Source organism: Pseudomonas sp. TH15, assembly GCF_016651105.1.
Classification (GTDB): Bacteria; Pseudomonadota; Gammaproteobacteria; order Pseudomonadales; family Pseudomonadaceae; genus Aquipseudomonas.
Genome location: NZ_JAEKEL010000001.1, coordinates 4,488,465 through 4,504,587 on the forward strand (window position 1 = coordinate 4,488,465; position 16,123 = coordinate 4,504,587).

Below are 16,123 nucleotides of genomic sequence, written 5' to 3' on the forward strand. Positions count from 1 at the left end.
CATTGCGATGAGTACCGACGATAAACGCATCCGCGAGTTCGCCTATCAAATCTGGGAATCGGAAGGCAAGCCCGTTGGCGAGGAAAGCCGCCATTGGGAGATGGCACGCAAACTGGCCGAAGCTGAAGCCCTGGCGCCCAAGAAAGCCCCGAAAGCGGCGGGCAGCAAAACCGCTGGCAAGACTGCTGAGGTCAAGGCACCTGCTGCCAAACCGAAAGCGCCGGCCAAGGCCAAGCCTTCCAGCGCCGCCAAGGTGATTCCACCCGGCGAAAAACCCGCCGAGAAAAAGCCACGAGCGCCGCGCAAGCCTTCGGCGATCTGACGCTTAACCCGACGATTGAATTGAACTGAATGACCGTGTGGCGGGCTTGCTCGCCACCGAGGGCCAACTCGCCCTCAAGAAACACACAAATCCCTTGTGGGAGCGGGCTTTTGCGGTAAGGGGATTTATCCACTCACCGCAAAAGCCCGCTCCCACAGGGATCAGTGTCAACGAACTATCCCCGTTTTTTGCAGGAGCATCTATGACCAGTCCAAAGAAAGCCGCGCCAGAGCCTCACGCCGAGGCCTCGCGAATCCGTGAAGGCTTGCCCTTCCCGCTGGGCGCGACCTGGGATGGCCTGGGAGTCAACTTCGCACTGTTTTCCGCCAACGCCACCAAGGTCGAACTGTGCATCTTCGACGATGCCGGTGAAGTGGAACTGGAGCGCATCGAGCTGCCGGAATACACCGACGAGATCTACCACGGCTACCTGCCGGACGCGCATCCGGGGCTGATCTACGGCTACCGGGTCTACGGCGCGTATGACCCGGCCAACGGCCATCGCTTCAACCACAACAAATTGCTCATCGATCCCTACGCCAAACAATTGGTCGGCCAGTTGAAATGGTCCGAAGCGCTGTTCGGCTACACCATCGGCCACCCCGACGCCGACCTCAGTTTCGATGAACGGGACAGCGCACCGTTTGTGCCGAAATGCAAAGTCATCGACCCGGCCCACACCTGGGGCCACGATCATCGGGTCAGCGTGCCGTGGGACAAAACAATCATTTATGAGACTCACGTGCGCGGCATCAGCATGCGTCATCCCTCCGTCCCCGAGAACGTGCGTGGCACCTTCGCCGGGTTGATGGTCGATGACCTGCTCGAACACATCCGCAAGCTCGGCGTGTCGACCGTGGAATTGCTACCGATCCACGCGTTCGTCAACGACCAGCACCTATTGCACAAAGGCATGACCAATTACTGGGGCTACAACAGCATCGCCTTCTTCGCCCCCGACCCGCGCTACCTGGCCAGCGGCAAGATCGCCGAGTTCAAGGAGATGGTCGCGCACCTGCACGAAGCGAATCTGGAAGTGATCCTCGACGTGGTCTACAACCACACCGCCGAGGGCAACGAACAAGGCCCGACCCTGTCGATGCGCGGCATCGACAACGCCTCTTACTACCGCTTGCAGCCCGACGACAAGCGCTTCTACATCAACGATTCCGGCACCGGCAACACCCTGGATTTGAGTCACCCGTGCGTGCTGCAAATGGTCACCGACTCGCTGCGCTACTGGGCCACGGAAATGCACGTGGACGGCTTCCGCTTCGACTTGGCGACCATTCTCGGGCGTTACCACGACGGTTTCGACGAACGCCACAGCTTCCTCGTTGCCTGTCGCCAGGACCCGGTCTTGCGTCAGGTGAAAATGATTGCCGAGCCCTGGGACTGCGGCCCCGGTGGTTATCAGGTCGGTGGATTTCCGCCGGGCTGGGTCGAGTGGAACGACAAGTTCCGCGACACCGTGCGCGCGTTCTGGAAAGGCGATGACGGCCAATTGGCGGACTTCGCCAGTCGCATGACCGCCTCCGGCGAGATGTTCAACCAGCGCGGACGGCGTCCATATTCGTCGTTGAATTTCATCACCGCCCACGACGGTTTTACTCTCAACGACCTGGTGTCGTACAACGACAAACACAACGAAGCCAACGACGAAAACAACCAGGACGGCAGCAACAACAACCTGTCCTGGAACCACGGTGTCGAAGGCCCGACTGATGATCCTGAGATCAACGCACTGCGCCAACGGCAGATGCGCAACTTCTTCGCCACGCTGTTGCTGTCCCAAGGCACACCGATGTTGGTGGCCGGCGACGAATTCGCCCGCACCCAGGAAGGCAACAACAACGCCTATTGCCAGGACAGCGAGATCGGTTGGGTCAACTGGGACCTGAGCGATGACGGCAAGGCGTTGCTCAAGTTCGTCAAGCGCCTGATCAAGTTGCGCCTGGCCTACCCGATCCTGCGTCGTGGGCGGTTCCTGGTGGGCAATTACAACGAGGACATCGGTGTAAAAGATGTCACTTGGCTGGCCCCGGATGGCAGCGAGATGTCCATCGAACAATGGCAGGAAGGCCACGGTCGCTGCCTTGGCATGCTGCTCGATGGTCGCGCTCAGGAAACCGGCATCCGCCGCAAGGGTGGCGATGCGACCTTGCTGCTAGTGGTCAATGCGCACCACGACATCGTCAATTTCACCTTGCCGGAAGTGCCGGACGGCGGTTTCTGGACCTGCATGATCGACACCAATCAACCGTCGATTCGCGGTCAGGAGCGCTTCGAGTTCGGCCATGAATATTCGGTTACCGGCCGCTCGCTGCTGCTGTTCGAATTGCAGCATGAGGAAGAAGACTGAAATGGACTTGGTACATTATCTCGCCCGTCGGCCGCCGGATTATCCCGACGCCGCGGCCCTCGGCCATTGCCTGCGGGCGCTGGTCGAGGCCGGGCTGGATCGCTTGCCGTTACCCGGCAGCGGTCTGACGCTCGCGCGGTTGCAACGGCTGGCCGATGTCGGCGGGCATGATCTGGGGTTGTGCAAACTCTACGAGGGGCATACCGACGCACTGGCGATCATCGAGCAACTCGGCGGTACGCCGACGCCCGGCAGCACTTGGGGCATGTGGGCAGCAGAACCGCCGCAAGCGCGGGTCAAAGTCAGCTCAAACGGGCACATGGTCGAACTCAACGGGCGCAAGGCGTGGTGTTCGGGCGCTGCCGTCCTCAGCCATGCGCTACTCACCGCATGGGACGCCGACGGCCAACAGCAACTGGTCGCCGTCGCGCTTGACCAGCCCGGCGTGACCGTCACCGAGCAAGGCTGGGCGGCGGTCGGTATGGCGGCCACCGGCAGTGTTGAAGTGCTCTTCGACGGCGCCGAAGGTCAGGCCATCGGCAGCCCCGGCGACTATCTGCAACGGCCGGGCTTCTGGCAGGGTGGCGTCGGCATTGCGGCATGCTGGTATGGCGCCACACGGCAAATTGCCGAATCCTTGCGCCAGCACTGCGCGCAACGTGAAGAACCGCATGCCCTCGCTCACCTCGGTGCGGTCGACAGTGCCTTGCAGGCCGCCGCCGACGTGCTGCGCTTCAGCGCCTTGCACATCGATGCCCACCCCGAAGACAACGCGCAACTGCTGGCCCGTCGCGCCCGCGCTGTGGTCGAACAGACTGCCGAACAGGTGATTCGCGAAGTCGGCCGTGCGCTGGGCGCCGGGCCTTATTGCAAGGATCGGCACTTCGCGCGACTGATCGCCGACCTGCCGGTGTTCCTGCGCCAAAGCCACGCCGAACGCGATCTCGCTGCCCTTGGCAGCCTGGTTGCCGGCCAATCCAGCGAGGTCTGGTCACTATGAGAGCCAATCCAATCGTCGGCCAGGGCACCTCGCTGCAACAGTGGCAAGCCTCGCGGCATCTGGCAGAACTGCCCAGCATCGACATTCTCAGTCTGGTGCCCCCAGGCGCGCGGGCGGTGATTGTCGCCCCGCACCCGGACGATGAAGTGCTCGGCTGCGGCGGCCTGTTGCAAGTGCTCGCAGCCGCTGGCCGGCCCCTGCAATTGATTTCGGTCACCGACGGCAGCGCCAGTCATCCAGGCTCGGCACGCTGGCCGGTACAGCGCCTGAGCGTGGTGCGCCCGCAGGAGTCCGCCGAAGCCCTGCGTCGTCTCGGCCTGCCAATGCATCGTTTGAAGTGGCTGCGCGGTGGTTTCACCGACAGCCAGGTGGCGGCACAAGAGGCGCAATTGTGCGAGTTCATCGAACGCCATCTGCGTCCCCAAGATGTGCTTTTTGCCACTTGGAGTGAGGACGGCCATTGCGACCACGAGGCCGTCGGCCGTGCCAGCGCTGAAGCTGCGCGGCGCGTGGGCGCGAGCTTCCATGAGTTGCCGGTGTGGACGTGGCACTGGGCAACGCCCGAAGACGCGCTGGTGCCTTGGCAACGGGCGCGCAAAATTCTCCTGTCACCCGAGCAAATTGCGCGCAAACGCCATGCAGTGCATGCCTTCGCCAGCCAATTGGAGGGTGATCCCGACGCCGGTCTGACGCCAGTGCTGGCGCCCTATGTGCTGGATCGCCTGCTGCAGCCCTTCGAGGTGGTGTTTCTATGAGTGTCGAAGATCGCTATTTCGAAGGCCTGTTCGCCGGCAACGACGACCCTTGGGCCTTCCGCGAGCGCTGGTACGAGCAACGCAAACGCGCGATCACCCTCGCCGCCCTGCCCCGACCGCGTTATCGCGCAATTTTTGAACCGGGCTGCGCCAATGGCGAACTGAGCGCTGAACTGGCGAGCCGTTGCGACCGTTTGCTGTGTTGCGATACGGCCGCTGCCGCCGTGCGGCTGGCGAAAACCCGTTTGAGCCATTTTGACCACGCCGAAGTGCGGCAAAATCGCTTGCCGAGCGACTGGCCGGAGGAAAAATTCGACCTGATTGTATTTAGCGAAATCGGCTACTACCTGGATAGCAAAGATCTGACAGCCGTTATCCGTCACATCAGCAATTCCCTGACGGCTGACGGCCAACTGCTTGCCTGCCACTGGCGCCCGCCCATCGACGGCTGCCCGCTGAACGCCCGCCAGGTCCATGACCTGCTCCACGAACACTTGCACTTGCCGCGCCTGGTCCTGCACCAGGAAGCGGATTTCCTGCTCGAACTGTGGAGCCGCGAACCGCGCTCCGTGGCGGCTCTGGAGGGCTTGCGATGATTGGTATTCTGATCCCGGCGCACAACGAAGAAGACTTGATCGAGGAATGCATCCGCGCCGCCCTGCGCGCCGCGTGTCATGAGCGATTGGCGGGTGAGACGGTACTGGTGCTGGTGGTGCTCGACAGTTGCACCGACCGCTCCTCGGCGATTGTCGACCGTTACCCGGTGCACAGCCTGGCGATCGAGGCGCGCAATGTTGGTCAGGCCCGGGCCGCCGGTGCGCGGTTTCTGCTGGAACGCGGTGTGCGCTGGATTTCCTGCTCCGACGCCGACAGCCGGGTCGCCAAGGACTGGCTGGTGGCGCAACTGGACCTAGGTGCCGACGCGGTGTGCGGCACAGTGACGGTGGATCAGTGGAACGCCGCGTTCGATGAAGCGGCACAGATTCGCTATCACCAGGGTTATCAGGCCCGCGATGGCCATCGACATATCCATGGCGCCAATCTGGGCATCAGCGCCGAGGCGTATCAGCGCGCTGGCGGGTTCGAACCATTGGCCTGCGATGAAGACGTGCAACTGGTCCGGCAACTGGAACGGTGTGGCGCGAACATCGCCTGGAGCCATGGGCCGCAAGTGCTGACCAGCGCCCGCCTGGACAGTCGGGCACGGGGTGGTTTCGGTGATTTTTTGCGGAACATGGTACAGATTGACTAAAAAAACCGGATCAGATGAAACAGCGAGGCGACGAATAGCGCTGTATGAGCAATACTCTGCTCGCAGCAATCCAGGGTTCGGAGCGCCGCAGTTTGCCATCAACCAGCCTTCACGGGTCTGCCAGGCTTGATCAACAAGCGTTGTGCACGACTGAGGGCGAGACAGAACAAGGACGTGACCCCATGAAATCGGTCTTCATCAGCGAAAGCAGCGCCCCTGCACAGATCTGGAATAACGCGGCGCAACTGGACAATATCCCGGTCATCAACACCCAGTCCCTGGTTCCCGAAGGCGCGCGCGCCGTGGTGGTCGCCCCGCATCCCGGCGACGAAGTGGTCATGTGCGGTGGCTTGCTGCAATTGTTGTCCTCCCTCGGCCATCCCTTGCAATTGATCTCGATTACCGACGGCAGCGCCAGCCATCCGGGCTCGCAGCAGTGGTCGGAGAAACGCTTGAGCGTGTTCCGCCCTCAGGAAAGTGTCGAAGCTTTGCGCCGCCTCGGGCTGCCGATGCACAGCCTGAAATGGATTCGCGGCGGCTTCGCTGATAACGCCCTGGCCGAACGCGAACAACAATTGGCCCACTACATTGCGCGTTACCTGCGACCTGGCGACGTGGTGTTCAGCACTTGGCGCGAAGACGGCATCGATGACCATGACGCCGTCGGCCGGGCCAGCGCCAAAGCCGCTGAAATGACAGGGGCGACATTCCACGACGTAGCGATCTGGGCCTGGCACTGGCCGGAACGCGAACACACGCTGATTCCCTGGGAGCGCGCACGCAAGCTGCGCCTTGACAGCTGGACCGTCGCGCGCAAGAGCCACGCCACCCATGCCTACGCCAGCCAGCTCAACGGCGAGCCTGCGCTGGGCATCGCACCGATGATGCCCCCGGTGACCCTCGAGCGCCTGCGTTTACCCTACGAGATCGTGTTCGTCTGACCGCCACAAAATCGTTACCCCCGGTAGGAGCTGCCGAAGGCTGCGATCTTTTGATCTTCGCTGTTAAAAGCAACGTCAAAAGATCGCAGCCTTCGGCAGCCCCTACACGGGAATCGGGAAGGAACTGCGTAGCCCTCGGATCTGTCGCATGAATAGGCAGACAGATTCAGAGGAGTGAACGTGTCCAGCGATCCCGAGCGTCACCACGTCGACGCACCCGTCATCCATCGCCTGCGGGTACTCACGGTCAACACCCATAAAGGCTTCACCGCGTTCAACCGGCGTTTCATACTTCCGGAACTGCGCGAAGCGGTACGCAGCACCTCGGCAGACCTGGTGTTTCTCCAGGAAGTAGTCGGCGAACACGAGCGGCACTCTGCCCGTTACAACGCCTGGCCGCAGGTCTCGCAATACGAGTTCCTCGCCGACAGCATGTGGAGTGATTTCGCCTATGGCCGCAACGCGGTCTACCCCGACGGTCACCACGGCAACGCGTTGCTGTCGAAATACCCGATCCGCGAATTTCGCAACCTCGATGTCTCGATCACCGGCCCCGAGCGCCGTGGCTTGTTGCACTGCGTGCTGGACGTGCCGGGCCATGCTGAAGTCCACGCGATTTGCGTGCACCTGAGCCTGCTCGAAAGTCATCGCCAGTTGCAGCTGCAGTTGCTCTGCCAACTGCTCGAATCCTTTCCCGACGACGCACCGGTGATCATCGCCGGTGATTTCAATGACTGGCAACTGCAAGGCAATGCCGCCCTCGCCCGGCGCGAATACCTGCACGAAGCCTTCGAACGCCACCAAGGGCAGCCCGCGAAGACTTACCCGGCACGCTTTCCGCTGTTGCGTCTGGACCGTATCTACCTGCGCAATGCCAGCAGCCATCACCCGCGAATACTCGGTAACAAACCGTGGACTCACCTCTCTGACCATTTGCCGTTGGCGGTGGAAGTGCATCTGTAATCGCGGCTCAGACAAGACCGCTGGTCAGACCTGCTTGAACCAAGGCAATAATCATCTACACCTAAGTCAGCTCAAGGAGTAGCGCTTTCAAATTGTTACAGCATGGATCTCACGTAGTGCATCAGTTGCACAGGAAGTGCCGATCCCATGCTTATCAAGGATGAATTCCCCGAATTTTGCCTTAGGGAATTGCCATGACGCGCTACATCCGCCAGTTTCGGGCCCTTCCGCACGCATTGCTTCTGCCTGCCTCGCTATTGCTGCTCACCAGCAATCCTGCCTCGGCGGCGTGCACGCTGGTTCCGGGCCCAGGCAACGACAACTTTACCTGCGACAGCGGCACCAGCGGTTCGCTGACTGATCTTGCCGGCAACAACAGCCTGACCTTGCCGGTCAATGGCACGGGCCGAATCAATGGCAGCGTGACCTTTGGCGCCGGCACCGACCGCGTCGAAATAAACTCCGGGGTGATTACCGGCGCGGTCAGCCAGGGCAACGGCATCGATGACTTCGTCATGACTGGCGGCTCGATTGGCTCCCTCGCCCAAGGCGACAGCCGTGACACCTTTCTCATGACCGGCGGCACCATCGTCGGCGCCTTTGAAGACGGCGATGTCGCACGCATGACGGGTGGCACGATCGGCCGCGTCGACATGAAACTCGACAACAATATTTTCGACCTGTCCGGGGGCAGATTCTCGGCAATCTGGTCACGGGGTTCGGCACCGACACGATCATCGTCTCCGGTGGCCGCATCGGCGGCAATATCAGTGTCAGCGGCGGCAACGACAGCATCACCGTGACCGGGGGCGAAATCCTCGGTGAGATCCGCGCCAGTGTCGGTGACGACCGATTGCTTTGGGACGGCGGTGGGATCATTCGTTCGGCGATCCTGATGGACGTCGGCAACGACAGCGCCACCCTGCGCAATCTCGACGACAGCATTCTTGCCATCACGCCGAGCGTCGACGGCGGTGTCGGCAGCGACACCCTGACCTTCGATAATACCCGCACGGCACTCCCCGCACGCTTCATCAATTGGGAAACAGTCAACCTGAGCAATGCTTCACAACTGGATCTGGGCTCAGGCAGCCTGGTACTCGGCGATGCCGGCACGGGCAGCGGTGCATTGAACATCGATGCCAGCAGTACGCTGTTTTCAACTCAGGGCACAGTATCGGCCGCGGTGGCCGGGCAAGCCGCGACGCTGACTAACTCGGGGGTCATCGACCTGACCCGTGATAACAGCCGCATCGACGACACTCTGACCGTACAAGGCAACTACGTCGGCAACAACGGCCAGTTATTGCTGCAAAGCGTCCTCGGTGGCGACAACTCACCGAGCGACAAACTCGTGGTCAATAACGGCAACCTGAGCGGCGCCACGGTCATCAGCGTGACTAACCTCGGCGGATCAGGTGGGTTGACGCAGGTAAACGGCATTCAGTTGGTGCAGGCGCAAGGCAGCACGGTCAGTACTGATAACGCGTTTACCCTGAGCAGCCGGTTGTCCGCCGGGGCCTACGATTACTACCTGTTCAAGGGTGGCGTCACTGCCGGCACGGAAAACAGCTGGTACTTGCGCTCCGCCGTGGTCGCGCCGCAAGTGGTCAGCGTGCCCAACCCCGATCCGAGCCTGCCACCGATTCTGGTGCCAGTGGTGGCTACGCCGATAGCAGCGGCCATCAGCCCCCTTGCCGTGGCCGCCGGCCAACCCGTACCGAGCCCAGCCTTGCCTGTCCTCCCGGCAGCCGTGCCGGGCGCCGAACCGATTCCGTTGTACCGCCCGGAAGTACCGACGTGGTCGGTGTTGCCACCCGCTGCCGCGCAACTGACGCTCAACGCTCTGGGCACGTTCCATGATCGTCAGGGCGATCAGCGCCTGCTCAGTGAAACCGGTGCATTCGGTGCCGGCTGGGGCCGGGTTTACGGAAAAAACATCGACCAGACCTGGGCCGGCACCGTTACACCGCGTCTGGATGGATCGCTCAACGGCTTTCAGGTCGGCAATGATCTGTACAGCTCACAGACGGCTGGCGGCCAGACTCAGCGTGTCGGTTTCTTCGTTGGCCACAGCCGTTTGCAAGGCGACGTCGACGGTTTCAACGAGGGCTTTGAGGACAACAGCGCCGGCAAGATCAAACTCGAAGGTGACAGCTACGGCCTGTACTGGACGCTGACCGACCCGTACGGCTGGTACATCGACACGGTGGTGATGGGCACCCGCTTCGATGGCGACAACCATTCTGATCGCGGGCTCAAACTCGACAATCGCGGACATGCCCTGACGCTGTCTGCCGAAGCCGGTTATCCATTGCCGATCAACGACACTTGGGTGGTCGAACCGCAAGCCCAGGTCATCCACCAGAAAATCTCCCTCGACAGTCAGGATGACGGCATCTCGCGGGTATCGTTCGACTCCGACGGCGCATGGACCGGACGCCTCGGCGCACGCCTCAAAGGCCGTTATCAGGTCAGCGGCCTGCCGGTTGAGCCGTATTTGCGGGCCAATCTGTGGCACACATTTTCCGGTACTGATTCGGTAACCTTCGGCGACAGCGACGTGATTACCACGGAGCAAAAATCCTCGACGGCGGACATCGGCCTCGGTCTGGTCGTGACCCTGGATCGTGCCGTGAGCGTGTACGCCAGTACCGATTACAGCCGCAATATTGACAGTAATGACCTGCGCGGGGTGTCGGGCAACGTGGGCATCCGCATCAGTTGGTAAACATTCCGTCGGTAATGGAAAGCCTTTGAGCCGGGGTTTCAAAGGCGATTTCCCATGCAAACAATCACTTAGTTATGTAAAGAAAAACAAACGCTTGCACCGCACGATTTACCCCTACCGCTCATCGTCCAGGTTCTTGACGCGCGCAAGCACGTCTTCTTAGCTAAACCGTACTACCCCCGGAAATACCATCAGGGGCAAGCCTCCAGAATCCCGCAAAAACGGGCGGCCAGAGGCTTGCCCCAATCCATTCGGTCGCCCCTCATTCGGGGTAGGAGAGACGCCAAAGCAAGATATGGCATGCGTTTGCAAGGTAGACCTCCATGAAAACTTCATTCACCCAACAAGAGATCAAAATTACTTTTTGCACAGTCTCGAGCTCACTCCTGCTGTGCTCGTCCATGGAGGTGCAGGCCGGGCCTGCCGAGGATGAGACCGATCCGTGGTACCGAGAGAATGTGCCGGTCATGACCTTGCCCGCGACGGTGATCACCCCCTACCCGCAACGCTTCAGCCCTCGGCCGGATCTGCAGGGCACACGCTTGATCACCGAAGACCTCGCACCTTCGGCGTGGGATGAGTTATATGGGCGCAGTGCCCGTCAGGCGCAAACCGATGTGCTGTCGCCGGGGTTCGCCACACCGGGCAGCGACGCTTTCAAAGGTCCGGCGGTGCTGACGCTGCAAAGCGCCAGCCATACCCAGAAGATCGGTTTGATCGGCGGCCTCAATCAGATTCAGGCAAACGGCAATGGCTTGATCACTAGCCGTGCCCTCTCCGACCCGACCACCGACACGTTGAACTTGCAGGGCCAAAACCTCGGCGCTTATTACAGCCTGATCGGTGCCCAGGGCTGGCACGTCGATCTGTCGGCCAGCGGTGGCCGGGTCAGCGGTTTCAGTCGCAACGAACAAGGCGCTCGGCAAGCCACCGAAGGGAGCGCGATGACCTTCTCCGTGGAGGGTGGTTATCCGATTGGCTTGAGTGAGAACTGGGTGGTCGAACCGCAGGCGCAATTGATCAATCAGCGGATTACCCTTGATACGCCGTATGCCGGGTCGGGCAATGCCTCATCGACCGATCTGAGCGCGTGGAGTGGCCGCGTCGGAGCACGGCTGAAAGGCAGTTACGATTTGAACGGTTTGCCGGTCGAACCCTACGTTCGCACCAACCTCTGGCACACGGTGTATACCGGCAACACGGTGACACTGGATCAGGTCGACAAGATCAGCAGCAGCCGCAAGTCATCGACCGTCGAGTTGGGATTGGGCTTGGTGGCGCGGGTAACGCCGGCTGTGAGCCTGTATGTGAGTGCCGATTACAGCAGCGATGTCGATGACAATGACCTCAACGGACTGATCGGCAGCCTCGGCGTGCGGATGCGCTGGTGAAACTGGATTTTCAGAGTGCCCGGGCTGACGCCTTCGCGAGCAGGCTCGCTCCCACATTAGATTGCATTTCTCCAGTAATAACAGCCTGGAACGCGATTTCCTGTGGGAGCGAGCCTGCTCGCGAAGACGGTGGATCAGCCAACAAAAATGTTGAATGTCACGCCCTCATCGCGAGCAGGCTCGCTCCCACAGTGGATTGCATTTCTCCAGTGAGAACAGCCTGGAATGCAATTCCCTGTGGGAGCGAGCCTGCTCGCGAAGACAGTGGATCAGCCAATAGAGATGTTGAATTTCATACCCTCATCGCGGGCAGGCCCACTCCCACAGTGGATTGCATTTCTCCAGTGAGAACAGCCTGGAATGCAATTCCCTGTGGGAGCGAGCCTGCTCGCGAAGACGGTGGATCAGCCAATTGGAAATGTTGAATGTCATGCCCTCATCGCGAGCAGGCTCGCTCCCACAGTGGATTGCATTTCTCCAGTGAGAACAGCCTGGAATGCGATTCCCTGTGGGAGCGAGCCTGCTCGCGAAGACGGTGGATCAGCCAATAAAAATGTTGAATGTCACGCCCTCATCGCGAGCAGGCTCGCTCCCACAGTGGATTGCATTTCTCCAGTGAGAACAGCCTGGAATGCGATTCCCTGTGGGAGCGAGCCTGCTCGCGAAGACGGTGGATCAGCCAATGGAAATGTTGAATGTCATGCCCTCATCGCGGGCAAGCCCGCTCCCACAGTGGATTGCATTTCTCCAGTAATAACAGCCTGAAACGCGATTCCCTGTGGGAGCGAGCCTGCTCGCGAAGACGTTGGATCAGCCAATGGAAATGTTGAATGTCACGCCCTCATCGCGGGCAAGCCCACTCCCACAGTGGATTGCATTTCTCCAGTAATAACAGCCTGGAATGCAATTCCCTGTGGGAGCGAGCCTGCTCGCGAAGACGTTGGATCAGCCAATAAAAATGTTGAATGTCACGCCCTCATCGCGAGCAGGCTCGCTCCCACAGTGGATTGCATTTCTCCAGTGAAAACAGCCTGCAATGCGATTCCCTGTGGGAGCGAGCCTGCTCGCGAAGACGGTGGATCAGCCGATAGAAATGTTGAATGTCATGCCCTCATCGCGAGCAGGCTCGCTCCCACAGTGGATTGCATTTCTCCAGTGAGAACAACCTGGAATGCAATTCCCTGTGGGGGCGAGCCTGCTCGCGAAGACGGTAGATCAGCCAATGGAAATGTTGAATGTCATGCCCTCATCGCGAGCAGGCTCGCTCCCACAGTGGATTGCATTTCTCCAGTGAGAACAGCCTGGAACGCGATTCCCTGTGGCAGCGAGCCTGCTCGCGAAGACATTGGATCAGCCAACAGAAATGTTGAATGTCATGCCCTCATCGCGGGCAAGCCCACTCCCACAGTGGATTGAATTTCTCCAGTGAGAACAACCTGGAATGCAATTCCCTGTGGGAGCGAGCCTGCTCGCGAAGACGGTAGATCAGCCAATGGAAATGTTGAATGTCACGCCCTCATCGCGGGCAAGCCCGCTCCCACAGCGGATTGCATTTCTCCAGTGAAAACAGCCTGGAATGCAATTCCCTGTGGGAGCGAGCCTGCTCGCGAAGACGGTGGCTCAGCGAATGGAAATGTTGAATGTCATGCCCTCATCGCGGGCAAGCCCACTCCCACAGTGAATTGCATTTCTCCAGTGAGAACAGCCTGGAATGCAATTCCCTATGGGAGCGAGCCTGCTCGCGAAGACGGTAGATCAGCCAATGGAAATGTTGAATGTCATGCCCTCATCGCGAGCAGGCTCGCTCCCACAGTGGATTGCATTTCTCCAGTAATAACAGCCTGGAATGCCATGCCCTGTGGCAGCGAGCCTGCTCGCGAAGACGGTGGATCAGCCCATAGAAATGTTGAATGTCATGCCCTCATCGCGAGCAGGCTCGCTCCCACAGTGGATTGCATTTCTCCAGTGAGAACAACCTGGAACGCGATTCCCTGTGGGAGCGAGCCTGCTCGCGAAGACGGTGGATCAGCCAATGGAAATGTTGAATGTCATGCCCTCATCGCGAGCAGGCTTGCTCCCACAGTGGAGTGCATTTCTCCAGTGAGAACAGCCTGGAACGCGATTCCCTGTAGGAGCGAGGCTTGCCCGCGAAGGGAGCGACGCGGTTTTAAATCAACCCTCTGGACGCAGAATCAACACTGCCAGCGGCGGCAAGTTCAGCACCAGCGACAGCGCCTGGCCATGGCTCGGTTCTTCCTCGGTAAACGCCCCGCCGCCGTTGCCATAGTTGGAACCGGCGTAGGTGTCGGCATCGCTGTTGATCATCTCGGTCCAGCGCCCGGCAAATGGCACGCCGATCCGGTAGGCCTGACGCGGCACCGGGGTGAAGTTGGCGACCACCAGCACCGGCCGCCCCTCTTTGCTCCAGCGCATGAAGGCATAGACGCTGTTGATCGCATCATCACCGATCAACCACTGGAAGCCCTGCGGTGCGTCGTCCTGGTCGTGCAGCGCCGGTTCTTCGCGGTACAGCCGGTTGAGATCACCCACCAGTTTCTGCACGCCTTTGTGTTCCGAGTACTGCAAAAGGTACCAGTCCAGTTGCTGATCGTGATTCCACTCGCGCCACTGACCGAACTCGCAGCCCATGAACAACAGTTTCTTGCCCGGATGCGCCCACATGAAACTCAGGTACGCCCGCAGGTTGGCGAATTTCTGCCAACGGTCGCCGGGCATTTTGTCGATCAGCGAATGCTTGCCGTGCACCACTTCATCGTGGGAAATCGGCAGGATAAAACGCTCGGACCACGCATACACCAGGCCGAAACTCAGCTCGTTGTGATGATGGGCGCGGTATACCGGGTCCTGCTGGATGTAATGCAGCGAATCGTGCATCCAGCCCATGTTCCATTTGTAATCGAAACCGAGGCCACCCTGCTGGGTGTTCTGGCTGACACCCGGCCAGGCTGTCGATTCTTCGGCGATCACCAGCGCGCCGGGCGCTTCGATATCGACGACGTCATTGAGATGGCGCAGGAAGTCGATGGCTTCCAGGTTCTCGCGGCCGCCATGGCGGTTCGGCACCCACTCGCCGGCCTTGCGCGAGTAATCGCGATAGAGCATCGACGCCACGGCATCGACCCGCAGGCCATCGACGTGGAAATGCTTGAGCCAGTGCAGCGCCGAAGCCAGCATGTAGCCGTGCACTTCGGTGCGGCCGAGGTTGTAGATCAGCGTGTCCCAATCCTGGTGAAAGCCTTCCATCGGGTTGGCGTATTCATACAACGCCGTGCCGTCGAACTGCGCCAGACCGTGGGTATCGGTAGGGAAATGCGCCGGCACCCAGTCGAGGATCACGCCGATGTCAGCCTGGTGACAGGCGTTGACGAACGCGGCGAAGTCATCCGGCGTGCCGTAACGGGCGCTCGGGGCAAATTGCGAGAGCAACTGATAACCCCAGGAACCGCCAAAAGGGTGTTCCATGATCGGCATCAGCTCAATGTGGGTGAAACCCAGCTCCTTCACATACGGAATCAGCCGCTCGGCCAATTCGTGCCAGGTGTACTGGCGGGCGACTTCGCCCAGATCATCCAGTTCGCACTGCCAGGAACCGGCGTGCAGCTCGTAGATCGACAGCGGCGCACTCGGTTTTTGGCGGTCGCCACGGGACTGCATCCACTCGTGGTCCTGCCAGTCGATGCTCAGCGGCGAAGCGACTTTCGAAGCAGTGTCCGGCGGCATCTGCGTGGCCAAAGCCATTGGGTCAGCCTTGAGCGGCAAAATGCCTTGAGTGCCGAGGATTTCGTACTTGTACGCCTCCCCTGCTTGCAGGCGCGGAATGAACAACTCCCAGACCCCGGTCGGATGACGTAGACGCATCGGGTGACGACGACCGTCCCAGACATTGAAATCGCCGACCACCGACACCCGTTTGGCATTCGGCGCCCACACAGCGAACCGCACGCCATCAACGCCATCGACGTTCTTCAACTGCGCGCCGAGGCAGGCGCTGAGATCGCGGTGATTGCCTTCGGCAAACAGGTACAAGTCCATCTCACCGAGCAGCGGCCCGAAGCTGTAAGGGTCTTCGGCCACTTGCTCGCCGCCGGCCCAACGGGTGCGCAGCAGGTACGGCTGGGCGCGGTCAAAGTGGCCGACGAACAGCCCCGGTGTCTGAGTGGCTTCAAGACTGCCGAGCTCTTCGCCGGAGTCTTTGGCCAACACCTGGACACTTAAAGCGTCTGGCAGATAGGCCCGGATGAATTGCCCGCCATTGTCATCGCCGTGGGGGCCGAGTATGGCAAAGGGGTCGTGGTGTTCAGCGCGTACCAACGCATCAATGTCCGACGCCCTGGGCAGCAGTGTTTCTTTGTGGTGCCCCTGTTCCGTGTTCGAGAAACTCATGA

10 protein-coding genes and 1 pseudogene are annotated in these 16,123 nt (G+C 60.4%); 10 read left to right on the forward strand and 1 reads right to left on the reverse strand.

Going from position 1 to position 16,123, the window contains the following annotated elements; genetic code table 11:
• Positions 1-7: 7 nt before the first annotated feature.
• The 10 genes and pseudogenes from JFT87_RS20180 (at position 8) to JFT87_RS20225 (ending at position 11,717) form a co-directional block, all read left to right on the forward strand.
• Positions 8-322, forward strand: coding sequence for a DUF2934 domain-containing protein (locus JFT87_RS20180; RefSeq protein WP_201204071.1), 315 nt, complete (start codon positions 8-10; stop codon positions 320-322).
• Positions 323-524: 202 nt separating this feature from the next.
• A complete protein-coding gene (gene glgX / locus JFT87_RS20185; protein WP_201204072.1) occupies positions 525-2,684 on the forward strand; it encodes a glycogen debranching protein GlgX in 2,160 nt (719 codons plus the stop codon).
• 1 nt (position 2,685) lies between these two features.
• A complete protein-coding gene (locus JFT87_RS20190) occupies positions 2,686-3,684 on the forward strand; it encodes an acyl-CoA dehydrogenase family protein (protein ID WP_201204073.1) in 999 nt (332 codons plus the stop codon).
• Positions 3,681-4,439: a PIG-L deacetylase family protein gene (locus tag JFT87_RS20195; protein WP_201204074.1), complete on the forward strand. Its 759-nt coding sequence runs from the start codon at positions 3,681-3,683 to the stop codon at positions 4,437-4,439. Before JFT87_RS20190 ends, JFT87_RS20195 begins: the two co-directional genes overlap by 4 nt.
• Positions 4,436-5,035 carry an SAM-dependent methyltransferase gene (locus tag JFT87_RS20200; RefSeq protein ID WP_201204075.1) on the forward strand — a complete coding sequence of 200 codons (600 nt, stop codon included), beginning with the start codon at positions 4,436-4,438 and terminating at the stop codon, positions 5,033-5,035. Before JFT87_RS20195 ends, JFT87_RS20200 begins: the two co-directional genes overlap by 4 nt.
• A complete protein-coding gene (locus JFT87_RS20205) occupies positions 5,032-5,691 on the forward strand; it encodes a glycosyltransferase (protein WP_201204076.1) in 660 nt (219 codons plus the stop codon). The genes JFT87_RS20200 and JFT87_RS20205 overlap by 4 nt, the downstream gene beginning before the upstream one ends.
• A gap of 182 nt (positions 5,692-5,873) precedes the next feature.
• Positions 5,874-6,632: a PIG-L deacetylase family protein gene (locus JFT87_RS20210; RefSeq protein WP_201204078.1), complete on the forward strand. Its 759-nt coding sequence runs from the start codon at positions 5,874-5,876 to the stop codon at positions 6,630-6,632.
• 180 nt (positions 6,633-6,812) lie between these two features.
• A complete protein-coding gene (locus JFT87_RS20215) occupies positions 6,813-7,595 on the forward strand; it encodes an endonuclease/exonuclease/phosphatase family protein (protein WP_201204080.1) in 783 nt (260 codons plus the stop codon).
• A gap of 194 nt (positions 7,596-7,789) precedes the next feature.
• Positions 7,790-10,326, forward strand: a pseudogene (locus JFT87_RS20220) (autotransporter outer membrane beta-barrel domain-containing protein).
• A 323-nt stretch (positions 10,327-10,649) separates the two neighbouring features.
• On the forward strand, positions 10,650-11,717 hold the full coding sequence (locus JFT87_RS20225; RefSeq protein WP_201204083.1) for an autotransporter outer membrane beta-barrel domain-containing protein: 1,068 nt from the start codon (positions 10,650-10,652) through the stop codon (positions 11,715-11,717).
• A 2,172-nt stretch (positions 11,718-13,889) separates the two neighbouring features.
• On the opposite strand, the gene glgB is transcribed toward JFT87_RS20225, so the two are convergent.
• Positions 13,890-16,121: a 1,4-alpha-glucan branching protein GlgB gene (gene glgB, locus JFT87_RS20230; protein WP_201204085.1), complete on the reverse strand. Its 2,232-nt coding sequence runs from the start codon at positions 16,119-16,121 to the stop codon at positions 13,890-13,892.
• Positions 16,122-16,123 lie beyond the last annotated feature (2 nt).

Bases quoted from the DNA above. Each gene is read 5' to 3' on its own strand.
- JFT87_RS20195 (WP_201204074.1), top strand. From the start codon at position 3,681: ATGAGAGCCAATCCAATCGTCGGCCAGGGCACCTCGCTGCAACAGTGG.
- JFT87_RS20225 (WP_201204083.1), top strand. From the start codon at position 10,650: ATGAAAACTTCATTCACCCAACAAGAGATCAAAATTACTTTTTGCACA.
- JFT87_RS20205 (WP_201204076.1), top strand. From the start codon at position 5,032: ATGATTGGTATTCTGATCCCGGCGCACAACGAAGAAGACTTGATCGAG.
- glgB (WP_201204085.1), bottom strand. From the start codon at position 16,121: ATGAGTTTCTCGAACACGGAACAGGGGCACCACAAAGAAACACTGCTG.
- JFT87_RS20200 (WP_201204075.1), top strand. From the start codon at position 4,436: ATGAGTGTCGAAGATCGCTATTTCGAAGGCCTGTTCGCCGGCAACGAC.
- JFT87_RS20180 (WP_201204071.1), top strand. From the start codon at position 8: ATGAGTACCGACGATAAACGCATCCGCGAGTTCGCCTATCAAATCTGG.
- JFT87_RS20190 (WP_201204073.1), top strand. From the start codon at position 2,686: ATGGACTTGGTACATTATCTCGCCCGTCGGCCGCCGGATTATCCCGAC.
- glgX (WP_201204072.1), top strand. From the start codon at position 525: ATGACCAGTCCAAAGAAAGCCGCGCCAGAGCCTCACGCCGAGGCCTCG.
- JFT87_RS20210 (WP_201204078.1), top strand. From the start codon at position 5,874: ATGAAATCGGTCTTCATCAGCGAAAGCAGCGCCCCTGCACAGATCTGG.